14 protein-coding genes are annotated in these 23,277 nt (G+C 55.3%); 3 read left to right on the top strand and 11 right to left on the bottom strand.

Annotation, left to right across the window (positions count from 1 at the left end; translation table 11 throughout):
- Positions 1 to 2 precede the first annotated feature (2 nt).
- Positions 3 to 8,405 (bottom strand): glucoamylase family protein, encoded by an 8,403-nt coding sequence (locus tag EC840_RS06080; protein WP_132964808.1) that lies wholly within the window; start codon positions 8,403 to 8,405, stop codon positions 3 to 5.
- Between the two features lie 467 nt (positions 8,406 to 8,872).
- Positions 8,873 to 9,358 carry a type VI secretion system tube protein TssD gene (gene tssD, locus EC840_RS06075; protein WP_113877670.1) on the bottom strand — a complete coding sequence of 162 codons (486 nt, stop codon included), beginning with the start codon at positions 9,356 to 9,358 and terminating at the stop codon, positions 8,873 to 8,875.
- 188 nt (positions 9,359 to 9,546) lie between these two features.
- On the opposite strand from tssD, the gene EC840_RS06070 reads away from it, so the two are divergent.
- The 3 genes from EC840_RS06070 to lldD all read left to right on the top strand — a co-directional run bounded on the left by EC840_RS06070 (position 9,547) and on the right by lldD (position 11,667).
- The gene (locus EC840_RS06070) at positions 9,547 to 10,074 is read left to right on the top strand and encodes a DUF2778 domain-containing protein (RefSeq protein WP_113877669.1); all 528 of its coding nucleotides are present in this window, start codon (positions 9,547 to 9,549) and stop codon (positions 10,072 to 10,074) included.
- A complete protein-coding gene (locus EC840_RS06065) occupies positions 10,043 to 10,309 on the top strand; it encodes a hypothetical protein (protein ID WP_112289146.1) in 267 nt (88 codons plus the stop codon). Before EC840_RS06070 ends, EC840_RS06065 begins: the two co-directional genes overlap by 32 nt.
- 209 nt (positions 10,310 to 10,518) lie before the next feature.
- Positions 10,519 to 11,667 (top strand): FMN-dependent L-lactate dehydrogenase LldD, encoded by a 1,149-nt coding sequence (gene lldD / locus EC840_RS06060; protein WP_132964422.1) that lies wholly within the window; start codon positions 10,519 to 10,521, stop codon positions 11,665 to 11,667.
- A 47-nt stretch (positions 11,668 to 11,714) separates the two neighbouring features.
- Here lldD and EC840_RS06055 read toward each other — a convergent pair whose 3' ends face one another.
- The 9 genes from EC840_RS06055 to fhuE all read right to left on the bottom strand — a co-directional run bounded on the left by EC840_RS06055 (position 11,715) and on the right by fhuE (position 22,945).
- Positions 11,715 to 12,845 carry a membrane-associated sensor domain-containing protein gene (locus EC840_RS06055; protein ID WP_132964420.1) on the bottom strand — a complete coding sequence of 377 codons (1,131 nt, stop codon included), beginning with the start codon at positions 12,843 to 12,845 and terminating at the stop codon, positions 11,715 to 11,717.
- A 622-nt stretch (positions 12,846 to 13,467) separates the two neighbouring features.
- Positions 13,468 to 15,636: a pyrroloquinoline quinone biosynthesis protein PqqF gene (pqqF, locus tag EC840_RS06050; RefSeq protein ID WP_132964418.1), complete on the bottom strand. Its 2,169-nt coding sequence runs from the start codon at positions 15,634 to 15,636 to the stop codon at positions 13,468 to 13,470.
- A gap of 7 nt (positions 15,637 to 15,643) precedes the next feature.
- Positions 15,644 to 16,801 carry a pyrroloquinoline quinone biosynthesis protein PqqE gene (gene pqqE / locus EC840_RS06045; RefSeq protein WP_132964807.1) on the bottom strand — a complete coding sequence of 386 codons (1,158 nt, stop codon included), beginning with the start codon at positions 16,799 to 16,801 and terminating at the stop codon, positions 15,644 to 15,646.
- A complete protein-coding gene (pqqD, locus tag EC840_RS06040; protein WP_232829931.1) occupies positions 16,764 to 17,021 on the bottom strand; it encodes a pyrroloquinoline quinone biosynthesis peptide chaperone PqqD in 258 nt (85 codons plus the stop codon). Before pqqD ends, pqqE begins: the two co-directional genes overlap by 38 nt.
- Before the next feature lie 26 nt (positions 17,022 to 17,047).
- Positions 17,048 to 17,815, bottom strand: coding sequence for a pyrroloquinoline-quinone synthase PqqC (pqqC, locus tag EC840_RS06035; protein ID WP_132964416.1), 768 nt, complete (start codon positions 17,813 to 17,815; stop codon positions 17,048 to 17,050).
- A 12-nt stretch (positions 17,816 to 17,827) separates the two neighbouring features.
- Complete coding sequence (pqqB, locus tag EC840_RS06030; protein ID WP_132964414.1) at positions 17,828 to 18,739, bottom strand: pyrroloquinoline quinone biosynthesis protein PqqB; 912 nt, start codon at positions 18,737 to 18,739, stop codon at positions 17,828 to 17,830.
- 57 nt (positions 18,740 to 18,796) lie between these two features.
- Positions 18,797 to 18,868 carry a pyrroloquinoline quinone precursor peptide PqqA gene (gene pqqA, locus EC840_RS06025; RefSeq protein WP_013578120.1) on the bottom strand — a complete coding sequence of 24 codons (72 nt, stop codon included), beginning with the start codon at positions 18,866 to 18,868 and terminating at the stop codon, positions 18,797 to 18,799.
- 170 nt (positions 18,869 to 19,038) lie between these two features.
- Entirely contained in the window at positions 19,039 to 20,076 is a 1,038-nt protein-coding gene (locus EC840_RS06020) for a dipeptidase (protein WP_129638866.1), read from the bottom strand.
- 646 nt (positions 20,077 to 20,722) lie between these two features.
- A complete protein-coding gene (fhuE, locus tag EC840_RS06015; RefSeq protein ID WP_132964412.1) occupies positions 20,723 to 22,945 on the bottom strand; it encodes a ferric-rhodotorulic acid/ferric-coprogen receptor FhuE in 2,223 nt (740 codons plus the stop codon).
- Between the last annotated feature and the right edge of the window lie 332 nt (positions 22,946 to 23,277).

Genomic DNA, 23,277 nt, shown 5'->3' with positions numbered 1-23,277 from the left:
CGTCACTCTCCCAATTCAACCTCCACCCTGTGTTCAACGCCATCATCGTTGAGTGGGATCTTGTCACCGGCAAGCGGTGTGCCATCCAGCGTGACGCAATATTCTCCGGTACTGCGGCGGACGGTGATCAGATAACGGCTGCTGCCCTGCTGGTAGGTGACGGTGATTTCCGGCCAGTCCTGCGGGAGTTTACTGTGGATCGAAATGGCGTCGCCGTGGCGGGTGATGCCGAGCAAAGATTCGGTGATCAGGCGATACGTCCAGCCTGCAGAGCCGGTGTACCAGCTCCAGCCACCGCGCCCGCTGTGCGGATCCACCGAGTAAATATCGGCAGAAATCACGTAAGGTTCGGCTTTGTAACGGCTGACGGCCTCCGGCGTCAGACTGTGATTGACCGGGTTAATCATCGACATCAATTGCCACGCGCGTTCGGTGTTGCCCTGTCTGGCAAAAGCCATCACCGCCCAGATTGCCCCGTGCGTGTATTGCCCACCGTTCTCGCGTACGCCCGGCAGATAACCGCGAATATATCCCGGATTCGGCCCGTTGCCGTCGAAAGGTGGCGTCAGCAGTTTGATCAGCCCCGCGTCACTGTCCACCAGATATTTGTCCACCGACTGCATGGCGCTGGCGGTACGTTCCGGTGTGCCTGCCCCGGAAAGCACTGACCAGCTCTGAGCGATGGCGTCAATCTGACATTCCGCATTCACATGCGAACCGAGCGTTTCACCGCTGTCGAAATAGCCGCGCAGATACCATTCGCCGTCCCAGGCATGATCACTGAGGTTTTGTTTCAGCTGCGCCGACTGTTCGCGGCACAACGCGGCGGTGGCGGCATCCTGACGGATGTCCGCCAGTTCACCGTAACGTTGCAGCACATCATAGAGGAAGAAGCCCAGCCAGACGCTTTCCCCGCGTCCGCCCAGACCGACCAGATTCATGCCATCGTTCCAGTCGCCCGCGCCCATCAGCGGGAGGCCATGCCCGCCCATTTGCAGGCCATGTTTCAGCGCACGGATACCGTGCTGCCACAGGCTTTCGCGTGTTCCGCTGACCACCGGTTGTTCGTAGAAAGACTCTTCGCCCGGAGCCAGTAAGCGCGCCTCAAGGTATGGCACTTGTTCTTCTGCAATCGCGTCATCGCCAGTCACCGCGATGTAATGACTGATCGCCAGCGGCAACCACAAATAGTCATCGGAACAGCGGGTGCGCACGCCGTTGCCGGTTGGCGGATGCCACCAGTGCTGAACGTCGCCTTCGATAAATTGCCGTGACGCGCACAGCAGGATCTGCTCACGCATACGTTCCGGCGCCGCGTGAGTCAGCGCCAGCGTATCCTGCAACTGGTCGCGGAAACCAAACGCGCCGCCGGACTGGTAATAGCCGCTGCGGGCAAGGATCCGGCTGGCGAGGGTCTGATAAATCAGCCAGCCGTTAGCCAGCAAATCGACTGATTTATCCGGCGTGGTGATCTGAATTTTATCCAGCACCTGATGCCAGTGGTGATGAATTCTGTCCAGCTCAGCCTGCGCGGCACCTTCCTGGAAGAACTGATGAATTAAGGCTTCGGCCTCACCGGCGTTTTGCCCCAGACCGAGGGCGAAAATAAAGGTGCGCTGATCGCCGTCAATGAGCGTGGTGGCGGACTGAACCGCACCGCACGGATCGAGCATTGCGCCGGTTTTATCCGACAGCCGCTGATTTTTCATTGCAGCGGGCGCTGCCGTTGACCCTGTGCGCCCGAGGAACTCACGACGATCGCCGCTCACCGAACAGTGCGCGCCGGTTACGGCGAAGAAGGCGGTGCGCGGGGAGCCGTTGCTGGTGTAATGGTTGGTCGCCAGCACGCCGCAACCCTGGGCCACATGGGCCGCGGAGGTAACGATATGCATGGCTGATTTGGCGCGTAAATCCGCCATCACCCATTCGGCATAACCGGTCACAGACAGCCTGCGTGGCCGCCCCGAGACGTTGGTCAGCGTCAGCATAATCAGTTTCACCGGCGCATGTTCCGCCACTAATACCGTCATTTCGCTGCTGATCCCGTGTCCGGTATGCTCGAAAACGCTGTAGCCAAAACCGTGGCGTGTCACATAGCCGCCGTTCCCGCGCACCGGTAACGGTGCCGGTGACCAGACGCTGCCGGTTTCCTCATCGCGCAGATAGAACGCCTCACCGGAGCTGTCGCTGACCGGGTCGTTTTCCCACGGCGTCAGGCGGTATTCGTGGGCATTTTCAAACCACGTATAGGCCTGTCCGCTTTCTGAAATCACCGTCCCGAAACCGGCATTCGCCAGCACGTTTGACCACGGCGCAGGCGTATTCTGACCTTCGTTGAGCACAATCTGATATTCACGTCCGTCCGGCGAGAAGCCGCCCAGCCCGTTGAAACAGGTCAGGTCACGTGGTGCTGCGGCAACCGGCGTATTGTCGGTGACGGTGCGTACCGGCAACAGGGCAGGCAGTGAGACGTGTGGCAATTGCATACGCAGGTTGAGCTGATCGGCGAGTGAGCCGCGGCGGTCGTCGATCACCACCCGCGCCACGCTCATCAGCAGTGTGCGGTCTTCCTGCGTCAGTTGTTCGCCATTGCGGACAAAAATCCCCCCCGGAATATCGGTCTGACTGGAGCCCGCGCCGGAAGCGACCAGGCTGAGGATCTGATTTTGCAACGCCTGCTGATAGCCGCCGGAGTCATTGCATAACAACACCAGATCGACCTTCAGCCCTTTGAGACGCCAGTAGTTGTGCGCGCGGATAAGTTGCGTCACCAGCCCGATATTCTCATCGCTGGTCAGGGTGAGCAGCACGATCGGCAGATCGCCGGAAAGCGATTGTCCCCAGAGACCGGATTGTCCGCGGCGGTTGGCGGCCACGGTCTGCGCATCGCCGCGCAGTTCCTGACTGGCGAAAACCAGCGCACCGGCCAGACGGTTATACAATCCCGCGTCGTCTTCGGTGGCATTCAGCTGGCGCAGCACCACCTGACTGTGCGACCAGGCGATTTCGAATACCCGATCAGCAATATGATGGTCACGATATTTTTCCAGCAGCATCAGGCTTTGCAGCCGTGTGTCGGAAATGCCGTACACCATATCGATAATCACTGGCACGCCGGGTTTCAGGGTAATGCGCTGGCGGATGGACATCACCGGATCCAGCACCGCACCGGCGCTGTTAGTGAGCGGTCCGGCCTGACGCAATGCCTGCGGGCTGGCCGCGGTATTGCCGCGTCCGATAAAGGCCGACCGGTCAGTTTCGAACGACGTTTCCCGTTCAAAAGAGCCGTGGATCGCCATCATATGGAACATCCACGGACACTGTTCTTCCGGTTCACGCGGACGGCGGTGGCACAAAATCCCTTCCTGTGCGGGCACCAGTTCGGTCTGCACAAACAGATTGCTGAACGCCGGATGTGCGGTGTCATTGGCGGCTGGCGCCAGTACCACTTCGGCATAGGTGGTGATTTCCAGCTCACGTGGTCGGCGGCCATGATGCGTAACCGTCATGCGGCGGATTTCGACGTCATCCTCCGGCGAAACCACGATGTGGGTTTGCATGGTCAGCGAACCCTGTGTGCGTTTGAATTCCGCACCGAAATCGTTCAGCACCGCGTGATAGGTGCCTTTCTGTTTGCCGAGCGGTTGCCAGGTATTGCTGTAGACCGCGCCGGACTCCGGATCGCTGAGATAGCAGAAAATCCCGCGATTATCGCGTGTTGCATCTTCCCGCCAGCGGGTCAGCGTCAGGTCTTTCCAGCGGCTGACGCTGCCACCGGCCTGCGTGACCATCAGATGGTAATTGGTGTTAGACAGCAGCTGAATTTCCGGCGAGGCACTGCTGATGTCGGTGAATTCACGCAACTCAATGTTCACTTTTTGCAGCGTGTTGTCATGAGATTCAAAGTGACGACGCGGACTGTATAGCTCGACGGCATCCGGCACCCGTTCCTGCAACAGCAGGCGTGCCGACTGGAACGCGGCATTGGCGGCGAAGCGTGCGGTCATCGGCGCGCCGAGCAGCACATTGCCCAGCGCCAGGAAACCCATTCCCTGATGGTGAGCCATGTAAGAGCGCACCACGATGTAAATCTGGCCGCGGATCAGACGCGACGGGCTGTAATCCAGCGCGTCGTAAAAACCGTATTCGCCACGCGCACCGCAATGTTCCAGTACGTTGAGATTGAGGCAGGCTTCCTGCGGGCGGATCATCAGCGCCATCATGGTGGCATAAGGCGCGACCACCATGTCTTCACCAAGACCGCGCTTCAGGCCCAGACCGGGCACGCCGAACGCGTGATACTGATAATTCTGATTGAGGTCAAATGCCGCATAAGCGGATTCAGAAATCCCCCACGGCACGCTGTTTTCCTTACCCCAGGCGATTTGCCGGTCAACGGCGGTCTGACACATCTGCACCAGCAGGGTATCCGGATAGGCCGGCATCACCAGTTGGGGCATCAGGTATTCAAACATCGATCCGCTCCACGACATCAGCGACGGCTGTTTCTCGATCACGGTGAACAGGCGTCCGAGCGCAAACCAGCTTTTTTGCGGCAACTGGTTGGTGGCGATGGTGACGTAGTTGGTCAGACGAATTTCAGAAGGCAGCAGATCGTATTTCCCGCTGTCCAGTTTATGCGAGTCGCAGTTATATCCGACGGTCAGCAGATGGGTATTCTTGTCGTACAGGAAGCGGAAATCCATGCGCGCATGGTCATTAAGGCGCTGTTCAAGCTCGCCGATAATGTCCAGACGCTGCCGTGCCAGACCGATCGCGCGGGAAAGCGCCGGTGCCGTACGGGCATCCTGTTGCGCCAGCCATTGCAGTGAAGGGAGCGGTGCGTTTTGCGCCTCCGGCGACAATTCTGCGTAAAAATCTGTCCACGCCTGCAAACCGGCATCAAGTTGCTGCGCCAGTCGTTGCAGCCAGCCTTCTGCGGTGATGGCAATCAGCGCACGCATCTCGCGCAGGCTCAAAATACTCTGCTCAGTTTTTTCGCCCGCAGCCTGTTTGAGACTTTCACGAAGCTTAGCCACCAGCGGTGCATCTGCCGGGATTTCCGCCATATTCAGCGTGTCTTCCAGCCCTTTCAGCCATGCCGGAAGATTGACGGCTGGCTGTGTTCGCCACAGACGTAAGCCGGTGCTCAGCGTCAGTAAATGCCCGGCCAGATTGCCGCTGTCTACACTGGAAATGTAGCGCGGATTGAGCGGCTGGAGCGTGCGTGTGTCGTACCAGTTATATAAATGTCCGCGAAAATGCTCGAGTTTATCCAGCGTATCAAGCGTCAGCATCGTGCGTTCCAGCACTTCACCCTGCGTGAGATAACCAAAATCCCACGCGGTGATATTGGCCAGCAGCGACAGCCCGATGTTGGTCGGCGAGGTGCGGTGCGCGATCACCGGCTGTGGGATTTCCTGGAAGTTATCCGGCGGCAGCCAGTTTTCTGTTTCATTCACGAAAACTTCAAAGAAGGACCAGGTCTGACGGGCAGCCTGACGCAGGTAAATCTGTTGTTGTGCGTCCAGATCCGGCACCTGGCGGCGGGCGGGCTGACTGAGCCAGCATAAAATACGCGGCGCGATAAACCACAGCAGGCCGAGCGGGACGGCAAAGCCCAGCAGCGGCGGACTTGCCTGCGCGGACAGCAAAATGACCGCCACGCCTGCCAGCGGATTAGCCCACATGCGGCGGTAGAAATATCCGGGCGAATGCGCACGGGATTTCGCGCTGATATTGACGCTCGCCCACTCATGTAACTTGCGATGGCTGACACTGAGTCGCCACAGTGTCAGCAAAATCGCCTGCACCGAATAAACGGCTTCGTGCGGCAACGTCATCAGGTTAAGCAACACGCGGGAAATCCGGCTGACAGTCGCCGATGCCACACTTTTCAGATGCGGAACCAGCGCCCGTCGTGGCCCTTTATTCAGCAGGTCTAACACCAGTGCTACCAGCGCCGGGAACAGCAGCATCACGGTAATAAAACCGAGCCAGTAAAGTTTGTCCGGCACCACCAGCAGCGTGGTGAAGATCAGAATCAGCAGGGCAGGCGCGACCAGGCTGCGGCGCAGGTTATCGAACAGTTTCCAGCGGGAAAGCGTGGTCAGCGGATTACGGCAGCGCGTCCCATCTTCCTGCGTGACATAAAACCCCAGCCAGTTAAGCAACTGCCAGTCGCCACGGATCCAGCGGGTTTTACGCGCCACGTCTGCCAGATAATGATCGGGATATTGCTCGTAAAGCACCACATCGCTGAGCATACCCGAGCGAGCGTAACAGCCTTCCAGCAGGTCGTGGCTGAGCACCAGATTTTCCGGGCAGGTGTTGTCCGTCGCACGGATGAACATATCGACGTCGTAAATACCTTTACCGACAAAAGAGCCTTCACCGAATAAATCCTGATAGATATCGGAAGACATCGACGAATAAGGATCGTTGCCCGGCACGCTGCTGCATAAAGCGGCATAGCGTCCCTGACCATTTTCCGGGATTTCCTCCGCCAGCCGTGGCTGGAGAATGGCGTAACCGGACACCACCCGATGACGTTTCTCGTCATACACCGGATGATTGAGCGGATGCGCCATTGCCGCGATCAGCTGATGGGCGGTGGCCCGCGGCAGCACGGTATCGCTGTCGAGAGTGATAACGTATTTCACCTGACGCAGATGCGCCTGCGTGCTGCCTTCGGTCAGCGAGAACGGCTCGCCTTCATCGCGCAGCCAGCGGTTAAGCGCATTCAGTTTGCCGCGCTTACGCTCATACCCCATCCACACGCCTTGTTTCTCATTGAGTTCGCTGTCGCGGTGCAACAGCGTAAACAGTGCGCCCTGCGCAGAGGGATAACGGCGGTTCAGCACCTGAATTTGCTGCACGGCAAAGGCCAGCAGGGCATCGTTATCCGCATTCTGCGGATTTACGCTGTCATGAAAATCACTGAGCAGCGCAAAATTCAGGTTAGGTAACACGTTGCCGAGATAACAAACTTCAAGGCTGCTGATCAGCGCCTCGATATTTTTGCGGCTGCCGAGCAGACACGGGATCACCACCAGTGTGCTGGCGGACGCGGGAATGCCACCGGCATATTCGAGGCGCGGCAGCGGTTGCGGCGTCCGGCTGCGGGTGGTGATTTCGCTGAGCAGATTGAGCGCGAACTGGCTGGCGACCAGCACTACCGGTACTAACAAACTCCACCATAACCAGTGCATGGGCGTATGGGCGGAACGGTAGAGTGCATCAGCGGTGACGGCGGTGGTCAGCAGCAACAGGCTGCCGAGCCACGAGAGCAGCGGAGTCTGGTTGAGGCGGCCACGCATGCGCGTCACCCATGAGAATCTGACATTCAGGTCTTTCTCAAGCGCCTTGCGCCCGGCGTCGATCAGGTAATAACCCACATGTCGTTGCTGGACAGCACCGCTGGCCTGTTGCGCTATGGCAATCGCGCGGCTGGCGACAAAGGCCTCATCGTGGCGGGAGTTGCGCGAAAGGCGTTCTATCTGATGGCGGTAATTATCGCGGGTATCGAAGTGCATGGAGGCGTAAATGCCAGCGGGATCTTCATGCAGGATTTTCTCCACCACGCTGAGATTTTCAGCGAAATCCGCCCAGTCCATTTCTGTCAGCTGGCGTAATCCCATAATGCTGTTGCTGACTGAAAGCTGGTTGGCCGCCAGTTGCTGATTAAATTTGTCGATCACTTCCCGCTGCGTCAGGCCGACTTCGCTCAGACGCTGTTCCACCCAGGTCAGCGGCAGCGCCAGTATTGAACCGTGGCCCTGCAGGCGGCGAACCAGTTCGGCGACAAACGCGCTGGTACGCGGTGGATTGCTGCGCGCCATGTCGGCAATCACGATGATCTGACTGGCCGGATCATTCTCGGCGCTGTCTTGCAATTTATTGACCCAAAAATCGGCCAGATTGCGCTCCTGCTGTGCATTTGCCACTTCAATGCTGACGCGGCGCAGGTTCTCGATCAGCGCCAGGCGCAGCATCCCCGGAAACGCCCACAATTCGCCGAGCGTCAGCTGTCGCACGCTCTGATAGGTGGAGAGAAAACGGGTGAGCGTGGTGATGTCCCAGAGTCCGTCGCTGTGGCTGACGACTTCGGTGGCGATGTCATAAATACGCGGGCAAAAATGCGGTGCGCCCAGTGAGGGCAGGCCTTTGCCGAAGTTTTTCGGCAGCAACTGGCGAACGACGCGGATCTGTTCTTCGATCAGATAAAAGTTGTCGAGCAGCCATTCTCCGGCGGGCGTGATACTGGCTTTCTCACCACTGCTAAGGATAAGACAGCTGCGGGTCAGGACTTTTTCGTTATCGTCGAGACGTTTAAGCAGGTAGTAGGGCAGTTTCTTACCGGAAAGCTTATGAGAGAGTGCCAGCTTGCCGCCAAAACGTTCCATCTGATCCGCCGAGAAGAGTTCGGCGCGGATAGGCGCGGGATTTTCCAGCGCGCTGGCCCGATGACGTCGGGTAATGACCGGAACAGGTGGTGCTCTTTTACTTTTAAACCAGTTAATCACAGCATTTTTCACGTCGACATACCTTACGCGAACCCGAAAAGGCAGTTGCCTGGGCTGCGATAAGAGTTCACACGAAGAGAATAGTGGGCAGAGGGCAGGGAGGCAGATCGAATTTGTCGCCGGGCGGGCGTCTCCCCTGAGCTTAGTCTCTTTTGAGGCGGAGCGTGGGTTTAGTTTCCAAAGTTGCTGACGGAGAGTTTGCTGCAGACGTATTGCACACGGGCATAATGTTGATGCTTATGTATATTATACTGATGGCGAAATTTGGATTGGGTTAGGTAAATTTCCCTTGCGCACATGTAAATTTTTAAATGGTAAATGAAATTGGGGAGTCAACCCCCATTTTCTTATGAACGATCGCTCCATTCATCGGTGTATTTAATATTGCCGTCAACGTAGTGCCAGGTGATTTTGTTGTACATCATTGATACTGATTCCATGTGATTAATCTGCGAAATACCTGACATTTTTACGTTCGGCATTCCCGGATTTACACCAGTAATTTTCACACCTTCTATCGTCATAATAAAATAAACCTCTTCACGCCCGGCATCATTAATGCGATACCAGCGGATCTCAGCGGACTTTAAAGTTTGCCCTTTGGCGACAGCCTTATACAAATAAGGACTCGAAGAATCGAATTCCTTTTCAAACAACATTGGGGAATGAGTTCTCGTTCCGGTAATGCTGCCACTGCGGCTATCAACCGGAATATTCAGACCGTGGCTGAAACCGATGATCTCAATACTTCCTTCACGCCCAGCGACATCCACTGAACCTTTAATTGCGGAACCGCCATCATCATAGAGCCACATATAAGCAGGTATTGGCATTGTGGTAATTCCCTTTTATGAACTGAGGCTTCACGTTATGCCCAAACTTCTATCAGTGCAATTAGCGAATGTCGTAACAAATTGACTTTTCAGAAGTTTATTATCTATTTATGCGTTAGAAGCGCCTGTTTTTACGGTATGATCCCTGTAGTGTCATCCCTTAAGCTGAATTTACGAAAGGTAGTTTCATGGCTATACAAGGAAAGTTTATCATTAATGATGCGGATTATTGCCCATTGATGATGTTTGGAGTGGGTACTTTTATGGCTTATTCCGGAAGAGATGCGTATCGCAATAGGGCAAGTTGTATTGGAATTCCGGACCTGGGGCCTATTCCACATGGGCGCTATCATATTGTTAAACGAGTAACAGGGGGAGTGAAAGGTATTGTAAGGGCTGATCTTCGTGATTCTTATTCGTGGTTTACGCCTACCCCAGTTATCAAGGCGGAGTGGTTTGCCCTTTATCGGGACGATGGTTCAATAGATGACAAAACGTGGATAGAAGGAGTTGAGCGCGGTAATTTTCGCCTGCATCCCCCTGGTCCGCTAGGAATTTCGTTAGGATGTATCACCCTTCAGCATCGCAGTGATTTTATGGCTATTCGTCAGGCTTTGATGTCTACCCGGCAGACAGAATTAGCCAATGGTTTAATGAGTTACGGAATGATAGAGGTGATCCTGAATGGGCAGGCGTCGTGTGGCAACGGGATTTAGAATTTTAATCGGCGTGGGGATTTACATTCTGGTTTTTCTTATTTTGCGGCCTTCATCCCCAGCGACTCAAGAACAATATGCTTTTTGGAATGATACTGCCGCTCTATTTGAAGAACCTGATGTTGAAGGTTTTATCGGATGGGCGCTGTTAATCATTTGTCCTGTTATCACTATTATTTTCTATCAGGTGATCGTCAGGCTTTTACAATGGCATCTTAATAAACCTGATAAGTGATGAACCCGTGGGCACGATCAAAGCGGCGAGAATAGAATCGCCGCGCATTTTCAAAAATTTCCGTTCTTCCCCCCCTGCCATGCTGTGCTGCGTAAAAGTTTAGGGTTTCGTTGTCGTTGTTTTCTCTCGTGTTGTCTATTTTCAACTACACTTTCTGCACCCCTACAGCGCCAAATAAAAGAGCGCGTTATGAATAACGAGAAAACATCATGATCATTTCTGCATCAACGGACTATCGCGCTGCGGCAAAAAGTAAACTGCCGCCATTCCTGTTTCATTACATCGACGGTGGCGCTTATAACGAGCACACGCTGCGTCGTAACACCGCCGATCTGGCTGATATCGCCCTGCGCCAGCGCATCCTGAAAAACATGTCGGATCTGAGTCTGGAAACCGAATTGTTTGGTGAAAAGCTGTCGATGCCTGTGGTGCTGGCACCGGTCGGGCTGACCGGCATGTACGCGCGACGTGGCGAAGTTCAGGCCGCCCGCGCCGCAGCAAAAAAAGGCATTCCGTTCACGCTTTCCACCGTCTCCGTCTGCCCGATTGAAGAAGTCGCACCGGCCATCGATCGCCCGATGTGGTTCCAGCTTTACGTGCTCAAAGACCGTGGATTTATGCGTAATGCGCTGGAACGCGCACAGGCCGCAGGCGTCAAAACGCTGGTGTTTACCGTTGATATGCCGGTGCCCGGCGCTCGTTATCGTGATGCCCATTCCGGTATGAGCGGCCCGAATGCCGCCGCCCGCCGCATGTTACAGGCGGTGATGCATCCGCAATGGGCCTGGGATGTGGGTCTGAACGGTAAACCGCACGATCTGGGGAATGTCTCGGCCTATCGCGGTAAACCGACCACGCTGGAAGATTATATCGGCTGGCTGGGGGCGAACTTCGACCCGTCGATTTCATGGAAAGATTTAGAGTGGATCCGCGAATTCTGGAAAGGTCCGATGATTATCAAAGGCATTCTGGATCCGGAAGACGCGAAAGATGCGGTGAAATTTGGTGCAGACGGCATCGTGGTGTCGAACCACGGCGGCCGCCAGCTCGACGGCGTGCTTTCTACCGCGCACGCACTGCCAGCCATCGCCGACGCGGTGAAAGGCGACATCACTATTCTTGCCGATTCCGGCATCCGCACCGGTCTGGACGTAGTGCGCATGATTGCCCTTGGCGCAGACAGCGTATTACTGGGCAGGGCGTTTGTGTACGCGCTGGCGGCGGCGGGCGAGGCGGGCGTGATTAATCTGCTGAACCTGATCGAGAAAGAAATGCGCGTGGCGATGACATTAACCGGCGCGAAATCGATATCTGAGATTAGCGCGGAATCGCTGGTGTACGGGCGAAGTTTGCGCTGACGCGGTCATTCACCCCGGGGCCGTCTGCTATGACTGCCCCGGTCTTATCACTCTGCCACGCAATACCCGTTTCTTCCCGCATGTTTTGCCTGATACAAGGCGCTGTCAGCGTGCTTTAGCAACTCCAGCGCCGTCATTCCCGTTGCCCATTGCATGATGCCCTGACTGACCGTTACGGTTTCTGAAACCTGTGATAACGCATGGGGAATAGCGGCTTTTTCGACACTCTCTTTGATGCGGTGCGCGATCACTGCTGCATCGTTGGCACCTGCGTTATGCAGCAGAATGACGAATTCCTCGCCACCGTAGCGGGCGACCAGATCAGCCGGTTGCCGGACGACATTCTTGAAGCACTCTGCGATGCCCACCAGACAGCTATCTCCCGCCTGATGACCATAATGGTCGTTGTATTTTTTGAAGAAATCGACGTCAATCATGATCAGTGAAAAGGTGCCACCCGAACGTTCTGTCTGAGCAATAAGTTGTTCGAGCTGGTTATCAAGCTGGCGACGGTTTGCCACACCCGTCAGCGGGTCGTAATGCGCCAGATTATCCAGTTTACTGACCAGCAGCTGGTTATCACATTCCCGGCGAATCGAGAGCACAAACCAGCGGCTCAGCATGATGCGACCGGTTTCGAACAGGGCACTGGCGATCAGAATAGCCGCAACTTCTAATACCGGAATAGTGTTGTCACGAAAAATCAAATGTATAAACAGTGATAACCACAGCGGCGCGATGAAGCTGTAAAGGACAGGCATGGTCGGATAGAGCGCAATCAGCGCGGTAAAAATCAGCATGCAGAACAGAGGAAAGACCATTTGCTGCTGCGCATCGCTGGCCAGCATGTAGTGGAACACCACCGCCCAGTACAAACCGACCAGGAAAGCCAAGGCCATCGCCGGTGTGCGCGAACGGATGAAACGTAACACTGGCAGTGCAATGACAAAAAACACTAAAAAAATTAGCGATAACTTGTCCAGCACCGGTCCGGCAATCGCCACGTCGGCGTGCGGATCGAGCAAAAGTCTGAACTGGTGGCGACCAAACAGAAAAAGTACAAAACATAAATTAGCGATCAACAGCCAGATACTGCTGGTGCGCAGTGACGCTCTTTTATAATGATCCAGCAGAGCGTTAAACGTAGTGTCTTGCAGCGTGTGAGTGGTCTTTTGCATGGCTTTCCTTAACATTGGCTATGGAGATAGTGTAGCCGAAACAGTTCCGGTGTCTCGCTTCAAAAACCGTGGGTTCGCGGCCCTTTAAGTCAAAACCGTGGGTTGCCACCCACACTGGCCTTAAGGGTGGCTTATCGCCGCCACCCTTAAGAATCCCGGGCTCTTTAACTGCGCGCTATCGCAGTCAGACATGTTTCAGCCACCACAGCGACAGGCTGGAAATCTTGCCGCGTAGCGGTCCCTTATCTCGGTCCTGGAGCCATGGGTCTCCAGGCCGCTCCGTTCAGCAAGATTTCTGAATCGCCCGCACGATCTTAAATTCAAAGGCAAGCTGCTTTACATCTTTTAGAAAAGTTGATTGGCGTGATCAAAATCCAGCTGAACGTAGCGGCTTCGAGACCTATGGCTCGAAGACCGAGAGAAGGCAGTGCGAAGCACCTGGATTTGCGCCACTCACTAACGTACCGGAACATGTCCGTGGTGCCTGCGACAGCGCGCAGTTAAAGAGCCGGAGATTCTTAAGAGGCGCGGCGACAGGCGCCTCTTAAGGCCAGTGTGGGTGGCAACCCACGGTTTTGAACTTGAACCAAGTCGGTGCGGGTGGCAACCCACGGTTTTGACGTTAAATTATGGTCTTGATCCGCCACGCTTCCCGCCCGCGCGCCCGTACACAAGCCTTGAGTAACTCCGCGGTGACTTCAGCAATGGCTGTCTCATCTACCGGTGGCGCAGCCGCAAACTCCCTCAGCCATTGCTGCCTTGCTGCTTCCAGCCTGTCGGCAGGCCTGACTCGCAGCGACTCCCGCAGCGCGCCGCGTTTCTCCTCCAGCGCCTGCGGGCTGATGCTGTTAATCATGGCGGGGATCTGCGCGATAAACGCATCAATAAACCCCAGCAACGCTTGTGCATCATAGGCGGGCGACTGTAAGGCAAACAAAATCCCGGACTGACGCGCGGTCTGATGGAAACGGCAACTGACCACATAGCCAATATTCTTTTCAACGCGGTATTGCTGGAAGAATGCTGGCTCAAGAAAAGAAGCCAGAATCTGCGTGGCGGCCAGACATAAGGCGGTGTTTTCCGTCAGCGGCCTGAACACCAGTACCGCGGCGTCATCACCCGCGGTCGTGAATTCATGCGACTTTTCGGACGAGCCGCAGATCACTTCCGGCAGTTTTGCGAGCAGCGTGCGGATCGCAATCTCCGACTCTGCCTTGCGTTGCTCCTGTTCAAAAAGCCGTTCGCCCTGCGTCAGCACTATAGCCGAGGGCGTGCGCAGCAGCGCACGTGCTGTGGAGAGCGAACGTGTTACCCATTCCAGTGGCCCGCTGAGCTGCAATAATCCATTTCCCTGAACATGCGTAAAGACCAGCGAATTGCCCTCATGAGCAGATTGCGCACTAAGGACGCGCAGACAGGCACGGGCGATACAAGCCTGATGTAAGGTCAGGGGCGCGCCGGTGGTGTGAACCCTTTCGTCTGTTTTGTGCACAATCCCATTAGGTGGGAGATGGAAAGCAAAAGATGATTTTGTGACATTGTCACTTATTACGCCCCACTCATCGAAACACACCGGCAGGCAGAACCCCTGAGCGGATGTGTTTTGCCCCTGAACATCCGGCGCAATCCACAGTCGCGTCATGTTCCGCGGATGCAACTCAGCGAGTAATGTTTGCCAGCCATTTTGCGCGGCGGGCGGAAAGTCCAGTGTTCGCGTGCGCAATTGATCCAGCGGCGTTATGCGGCTGAAATCGCGCTGTGCGAGGGCGAAATAATGTTGCAGATGTGCCGCGCTTAAATCGCGGATCTGTTGCAGCCACTGGCAGAACAGCGTTTCGATTCGGGCACGGATTGCTGAGGTAGTGTCGCAGACGAGAAATTCAATACTGAGAATATCGCCACTGCCGGATGCGTACGGCAGCGAAACCCGCACATCATCGGCCAGCGCCTGCGTCCGCAGGATGTCCAGCAAACTATTCGTTGCCTCGTCTGTCAGTAGCTGACGCAATAAGGTCAGGGCAGGGCAATGCGTGACCGGGAACGAAAAACGCAGCCGCGGTGAACCGTCAAGAAGCAGCTGAAGATGGCGTTTGTCGCGTAATACAACAGGCTGAGCGGGCGCCGGCTGATAACCGTTGCGGGCTGAAAAGGCATTGCCGTAACGTTCTGACAGCGCGGTCAGTTCTGTGAAAGATTGCGGGCCCTGCAGCCACAGCGTGAGATGGTCTGCGGTGAAAAATTGCTGATGATAGTGCGTCAGCGCCCGTTGCAGTGCGGGAATATCCTCGCCGAAAGAGGCACGACTACCGACGTGAAAATCGTGCAGCCGCGCCGGAGTGTTAAACGCCAGACTCAGTGCCGCATCACACAGCGAGTCTGCATGGCCGGTCAGCATGGTGTATTCGGCGTCAATGACAGACACTTCCTGCCTGACCGAATCCTCTGCCAGCAACGGCTGCGCCAGCATATCCACCAGCCGCGCCAGACCCGCTTCAAATTTTGCCGGTGTCATGTCGAAAAACCATGCCGTGGCATTCGCGTGCGTGGTGGCGTTGAGTTTTGCGCCTTCCGCCTGCGCCCACATCATCAGCCGTTCATCGCCCTGAAACTCACGGCTTCCGGCAAACACGACGTGCTCGAACAGGTGCGCCAGACCGGGAAACTCGGGCGGTTCGTGATGACTTCCGGCATTCAAATGAATGAGTGCGGCAGCACGCGAGGCCTGTGGGTCGTGAAGCATGTTAACCCGCAGGCCGTTTGCCAGCCTCAGTGACTGCACGTCAGGCAGCATCAGCGCATCAGCCCTTGAAGATCAGTTGCGAGTTCGCGCGGTTGCGGAACTGTAGCTGATTGATCTGAATGTTGGTGCAGTTCGCCTGTTCGCGTGCGGCGAGGATCATGCCGTGATGTTCAGATTTGGAACACACCGGATCGGCATTGTCGGCATTGCCGGTCAGCATAAATGCCTGACAGCGACAGCCGCCGAAATCCTTCTCTTTTTCAGAGCAGGAACGGCAAGGTTCCGGCATCCAGTCGAAGCCGCGGTATTTGTTGAAACCGAAGGAGTCGTACCAGATTTCCTGCAGGGTATTTTCCAGTACCGATGGGAATTCCACCGGCAGCTGGCGCGCGCTGTGGCACGGCAGCGCCATGCCTTCCGGCGTGACACTTAAGAAAATCGCGCCCCAGCCGCCCATGCAGCCTTTAGGACGTTCTTCGTAATAATCCGGCGTCACAAACAGCAAATTCGCCAGATTACCGGTTCCGGCCATTTTCTCGCGGTACTGATGTACCACGTCTTCGGCGCGGGCGATCTGCTCGCGGGTCGGCAGCAACCCTTCGCGGTTGAGCTGTGCCCAGCCGTAAAACTGACAGGTCGCCAGTTCGACATCGTCGGCGTCCAGCTCAATGCTCAGGTCGATAATTTTGTCGATCTGATCGATGTTATGGCGGTGTAGCACGAAGTTCAGCACCATCGGATAACCGTGGGCTTTTACTGCTTTTGCCATCGCCAGCTTTTGCTGGAAAGCTTTAGCATTGCCCGCCAGCGCGGCGTTCAGCTCTTCGTCGCTGGCCTGGAAGCTGATCTGAATATGGTCCAGACCGGCTTGTGCAAACGAATCGATTTTCTTTTCCGTCAGCCCGATCCCGGAGGTGATCAGGTTGGTGTAAAAACCCAGATCACGCGCAGCGCGGATGAGCTCCGGCAAGTCTTTACGCACCAGCGGTTCGCCGCCGGAGAAACCGATTTGCACCGCGCCCATTTCCCGCGCTTCTTCAAACACCTTGATCCACTGGGCGGTGGTCAGTTCTTTTTCCTGTCTGGCGAAATCGAGCGGGTTCGAGCAATACGGACATTGCAGCGGGCAGCGGTAAGTCAGTTCGGCCAGCAGCCACAGTGGCGGTTTGACCGCAGGTTTAAGCAGGTTCACGGAAGGTAATCCACTTTTGTGCATGGGCCTGAGCGAAGAAATCTTTGACGTCATCATTCACGCCACCGGCTTCAGGGAAGCGCTCATTCAGCTCATCAATGATATTGGCAATCGTCCGCTCGCCGTCGACCAGTTGTAAAATAAACGTCGCACTGTCGTTGAGTTTTGCCATCCCTTCCGGATACAAAATCACGTGGCAGTCCTGTGTTTTTTCAAATTGCATGCGGTAGCCGCGACGAAACATCGGCGTGTAATGTTCGGTAATGGTGATCACAGGAGTCGTCCTTTGTGCCAGACCGCCTGTTGCGTCACGCTGTGGTACGGCGGGCGGTTAAGTTCGTAAGCCAGGGTCATGGAATCGAGCATGCTCCACAAAATGTCGAGTTTGAACTGCAAGATTTCCAGCATACGCTGTTGTTTTTCAAAGGTATCGCAGTATTCCAGCGCCAGTTGCAGACCGTGTTCGACGTCGCGGTTCGCCTGACTCAGACGGCTGCGGAAATAGCCGTAACCCTCTTCCTCGATCCATTGGTAATGCTGCGGCCAGGTGTCGAGACGCGCCTGATGGATTTGCGGGGCAAACAGTTCGGTCAGCGAGCTGCATGCCGCTTCCTGCCAGACCGCGCGACGGGCAAAGTTAACGTAAGCATCGACGGCAAAACGCACGCCCGGCAACACCATTTCTTCTGACAGCAGCACATCACGATCCAGACCGACCGCTTCACCCAGCCGCAGCCAGGCTTCGATACCGCCTTCACTGCCGTCATAGCCATCGTGATCAAGAATACGCTGCACCCATTTGCGGCGGGTCAGGGGATCCGGACAGTTGGCCATAATAGCCGCGTCTTTCAGCGGAATGCTGGTCTGATAATAGAACCGGTTCGCTACCCAGCCCTGAATTTGCTCGCGCGTCGCCTGACCATTGTGCATCGCAATATGGTAGGGATGATGGATGTGGTAGAACGCGCCTTTGGCACGCAGCGCCTGTTCAAATTCTTGCGGCGTCATCGGTGACGTCGGGTGTGAAGAAGTCGTCATAATCGTATTTACCTAAAGTTCGATGCGCATCCCGTCCCGGCTGACTTCAATATTTTGCTGCGTCAGCGCCTGCCGCTCGGCAGAGGATTCATTGAGGATCGGGTTGGTATTATTAATATGGATGAGAATTTTGCGTTCCGCCGGAAGGGAAGAAAGCAGGGCAATCAGCCCCTGTTCTTCGGAAAGCGCCAGATGGCCCATGTCTTTGCCGGTATTGCGGCCAACGCCGGTGGTCGCCAGCTCGTTGTCCTGCCACAGCGTGCCGTCAATCAGCAGGCAGTCAGCTTTATTGAGCCACTTCATCAGCTCGTCGTCTGGCTCGCCCAGACCCGGTGCGTACAGCAGCGAGGTGCCGGTTTTCGTGTCTTCAATAAACAGCGCGATATTGTGGCCGGGGAGCGGTTTGCCGCGGTATTTCGAATAAGGCGGTGCGTTGCTCAGCAGCGGAATGGCAGTGAATTTCAGATCCGGGCATACGGCCACGGAGAAGCTGTTCTCCGGCTCGATAGCGTGATGTTGCAGGCCGCCATTCCAGTGCGAAAGCATGGTGAAAATCGGAAAGCCGGTAGTGAGATCGTCGTGGACTTCCGGCGTACACCACACCTGATGCGGGCAGCCTTCGCGCAAATTCAGCAGACCGGTGCAGTGATCAATCTGGCTGTCGGTCAGGATGATGGAACCGATGGCGGTGCCGCGCAAAACGTCGTGTTTAATCAGTTCGGGCGTGGCGGCAATCTGGTGGCAAATGTCCGGTGAGGCGTTACACAGCACCCAGTCGGTACCGTTGTCGCTGACGGCGATAGAAGATTGCGTGCGCGCGGAGGTGTTCATGGTGCCATTGCGCACACCCTGACAGTTGCTGCAATTGCAGTTCCACTGCGGGAAGCCGCCGCCCGCCGCTGAACCAAGTACGATAATTTGCATGTGTGAACCAGGGGAAAGGGAAGGAAGATGCCCACAGCGAACCGTGGGCATAAGGGCTTAGCGGTTAGAAATGTACAGCGTCACTTCTAAGCCTAAACGCAGGTCTTCGAAAGAAGGTTTAGTCCACATGATAACGTCCTCTTGGTGATTACAGTTTTAAGTTCACTGCCACTTTCATTGCGGCAGGTGATCGGCTTATTGTCAAATATCGCCGGTTTAGCTACAAAAATGTTGCGATGGTGCCAGACCGATATTTCCCTGTAAGCCACAGGGATTAGCGCAAAACGCCGGATGAAAAACTATTCACCCCACGTTTGCTTTAATACTTTCAGCCAGTTGCGGTACGCGATTTTTTCGATGAGCAGCTTGCCGTAGCCCGCATCAGACATGGCCTGCAACAGAACGGGCAGTCCGGCGACATCACCCAGCGCGTCCGGCACATTGATACCGTCGAAATCCGAACCAAAACCGACATTTTCTTCGCCCAGTTTACCAATAAGGTTATCAAGATGTTTAACAATTTCGGTGATTGGAGTGTCGCCGTTGCGTTTTCCATCGGCACGCAGAAACGCGGTGCCGAAATTCACGCCAACAAAGCCGTCACTTTCGGCAATGGCAGCCAGTTGTTTATCGGTCAGATTACGCGGTTGCGGGCATAACGCATGGACATTGGAATGGGTGGCGACCAGCGGGGCATCGCTGAATTTTGCTGTCTGCCAGAAGGCTTTTTCGTTCATGTGCGAGACATCGAACAGAATTTTTTTGCGGTTGCACTCACGTAGTAAATCAAGCCCGGCGGGCGTCAGGCCATCACCGGTATCCGGGGAACCCGGAAAATCACCTTTCACGCCAGTACCAAACTGATTGGGTAAATTCCACAGTGGCCCGATGCTGCGCAGCCCTTTTTCATACCAGAGTTCCAGCCGTGAATAGTCATCGCCCAGCGCTTCCGCGCCCTCGATATGCATCACCATTGCCAGCACGCCGTAAGCCATACAATGCTCAATTTCGGCGACCGTCCGGCAGATTTTTGCCCGCCCGGATGACTGCGTTTCAAGGCGTTCAAGCAATGAAATCTGCGCCTGCGTGATGGCTAACGCGTCATGCGGTTCTGGCGGAGAATTTGGCTTCAGTTGCGGCATATACGAAGCAGGTGGTACGAAAATGGCAAATAAACCGCCTGCGAAACCGCCGAGACGACAACGCCTGAGATCGAGATGCCCTTCAAGTGCGCCATCCAGAAACAGAGCAGCAGGATCTGCTGCGTCATGCAGCCACAGGCGAAGTAACAGGTCGTTATGACCGTCAAAGACAGGGGGATTAGGGATGGTGTTCATGATGTTAATGGTACTTTATAAAAGTATGTTGAAACATGGGGAATTATGTAAGTTTTGGTTTTTTGCACGGATCGGTGCAAAGGTGGCGATTTTAAAATCAATTTCCAGGTCAAGGTCAAGACCGTGGGCGTCGGCCCACACCGACTTGGAGGGCGGCCTATCGCCGCCACCCCCCAAGACCCCCCGGGCTCTTTTACTGCGCGCTGTCGCAGGCACGACGGACATGTTCTGGTGCAATAGTGAGTGGCGCAAATCCAGGTGCTTCGCACTGCCTTCTCTCGGTCTTCGAGCCACAGGTCTCGAAGCCGCTCCGTTCAGCTGAATTTTGATCACGCCAATCAACCTTTTTAAAAGATGAAAAACAGTATGCCGTTGAATTTAAGATCGTGGGGGCAAGATTTCCAGCCTGTCGCGGAGATACCTGAAACATAGCCAGCGAGCGTAGCGCGTATTGAAAAAGCGAGGGGAGTTCAGAGGGGAAAAGCCTTTCCCCTCTGGTCGGTTTCGGCGCAGCGCGTCATGTGACCGCAGCACTTGAGAAACCGAAATATTCTCGATCCAGCCCTCACGGCGAGTGAGAAACCGAAATATACCCGTTCTGCCCTCACTGCAAGTGATAAGCCGCAATTGCTGCGGCCTCAGCAAATCAGAAACTATAGCTCGCCGTCACCGACACATTCCTCGGTTCACCGTAAACCACATACTGGTTCACGCTGGTGTCATATTCCTTGTCGAACAGGTTGTTGATGTTGCCCTGCACCGCCAGCTGTTTCGTAACCTGATACCGGCTGAACAGATTGACCAGCGCGTAGCTGCCTTGCTCTGCATAACGGGTGCCGTTGCCGCTCGGTCCAGGGACGTCCTGCCAGACGTGAGTCTGCCAGTTCACGCCACCGCCGACGGTCAGATCCTGCAACATCGGCAGACGGTAGCTGGAGAACAGTTTCAGCTGGGTGCGCGGCAGTTGCGGGTTAACCGCATCACCGTTTTCATCTTCTGCAATGTAACGGGTGCCGCCGAACGTCATCTGCCAGTTATCGGTCAGTGCGCCGTTCACTTCAAATTCCACGCCACGGCTGACGGTACCGTCTTTCCCTTCATAGGCCGTATCGGTCGAGCCCGGGATTGTACGGCCGGTACTCTGCGCAACGTTGTCCAGTTCTGCACGGAAGATGGAAACGGACGCTGTCAGGCGGCTGTTAAACCAGTCAGATTTCACACCCGCTTCGTAGTTTTTACCGATGACCGGGGAAAGATACGCGCCGTTGATATCACGGTAAGTCTGTGGCTGGAACACCGAGGTGTAGCTCGCGTAGGTCGACCAGGTATCGTTGATGTCAAACACCAGACCGGCATACGGCGTGATGTTGTTCTTCTCGATCTGGTCGGTCAGCGTATGCGAGTTCCAGTTGGTGTATCGCGCCCCGACGATCAGGTGCAGCGGATCTGCCAGTGATAGACGTGTTGCAACATACGCGGACTTTTGACGGATAGTGTCGTCTTCGGCCAGAGAACGCGGGTTCCAGTCGGTCTCAGGGAACTGTCCGTTGAAATCATTAAAGTTGCCCAGCTCTTCGGTGGAAATATTGGCAAAGGAGCTGTAATAGGTGTTCTGCTGTTTGCTGTAACTCAAGCCGGTCATCAGCTCATGCTGACGACCAAACAGTTGATACGGGCCACTGGCAAAGGCATCGACGCCATCGACTTTACGCTTACCGGTGTTATAGCCGGTACCCGCAACGACCGGATATCCGGCATAGGCAGATTCACCGACGCCGGTGGTTTTATCGAATGTCCCGTCGATATACATCATCTTAGAGTCGATGTGCGATTCGGTATGCGTGCCGTTCAGGGTCGCCTGCCAGCCGTTGTCGAAAGACTGTTTCAGGGTGGTGAACAGTTTGGTGGTTTCTTTATCGCTGTAAGCCCAGTCCGGTGCCGAGTTAAAACCACGGCGATAGTCTGTTTTGCTGCCGTCCAGATACCAGCGCGGCATGCCGCCCCAGGTCGGGCTGTCGGTGTTGGTTTGCTGGAATTCGTAGCCCGCCGAAAGCAGGGTGGAATCGGTCAGGTCAGCATCCACGGTGGCATATACGAATTTTTTGGTCGCGCCGTAACGTTCAACGTAGCTGTTTTTATCCTGATAACCGGTGACAAGACGGCCGCGCACGCTGCCGGATTCATTCAGCGGGGTTGATAAATCCGCCACATAGCGTTGTTTGTTCCAGCTGCCGTAACTGGCGGAAACATTGCCGGTAAACTCTTTACTGTCGGCATGTTTACGCACCTGGTTGATCGACGCTGACGGATTCCCAGGACCGGTCATCAAGCCGGTCGCGCCACGGACAACTTCGATACGATCATAAATGGCCGTGTCGGACTGGGAATCACCAATGTCCCAGCGTGGGTCAAAGGTGGTCGGGATGTTATCAACCATGTAGTTGTCGATCAGAAAACCGCGCGCGTAGTAGGTACGGCGGTCAAGGTCAGAGACACTTTCCTGGATCCCGGTGGTGTTTCGCAGCACATCACCCAGCGACTGAAGCTGCTGATCCTGCATACGTTGTGTGCTGATAATGCTGACGGACTGCGGGATATCGCGTGCAGTCAGCGCCATTTTGGTGCCCGCAGTGGTAACCGGCACACTGTAATCGGTCGCTGAGGTATCTGCCGCGCTGGTGTCGTTCTGACCGGTGACGACAACCGTGTCTTCAGAGGTTTTTTTTGCGCTGGCTTCTGCTGCATAAGCACTATGCAATGAAGATGAAACCAGCAGGGCAATGATGGAAAGTGAAAGTTTCTTTCCTGAATTGTTTTGAGGATTTTCCTTAACACTCCTGACGGCGTAATTCCCTGTAAAATTTGACATAGGTATTCTCCACACGGTTATTTTCTTATTTTTTAAGCCACTGCATTTTTTTATGAATACGGCTTTATCAGCATGAGCAAACCCCGCCAGGATCCCCCGTAACAAGGGCTGGAGAAGATAAAATGAGCACGGTTAATAAAGCGAATGAGAATAATACGCATTGGGTTTACTGCTGTAAATAAATATTACAGACTGGGGGCAACACTGTGGGGTGGCTGCCCACACAGGCCTTAGGTCAAGACCGTGGGCGTCGGCCCACACCGACTTGGGGGGCGGCCTGTCGCCGCCACCCCCCAAGACCCCCCGGGCTCTTAACTGCGCGCTGTCGCAGG

The sequence above is a fragment of the Rahnella sp. JUb53 genome (assembly GCF_004346065.1).
Classification (GTDB): domain Bacteria; phylum Pseudomonadota; class Gammaproteobacteria; order Enterobacterales; family Enterobacteriaceae; genus Rahnella; species Rahnella variigena.
This window is presented reverse-complemented; position numbering and strand designations above follow the sequence as displayed.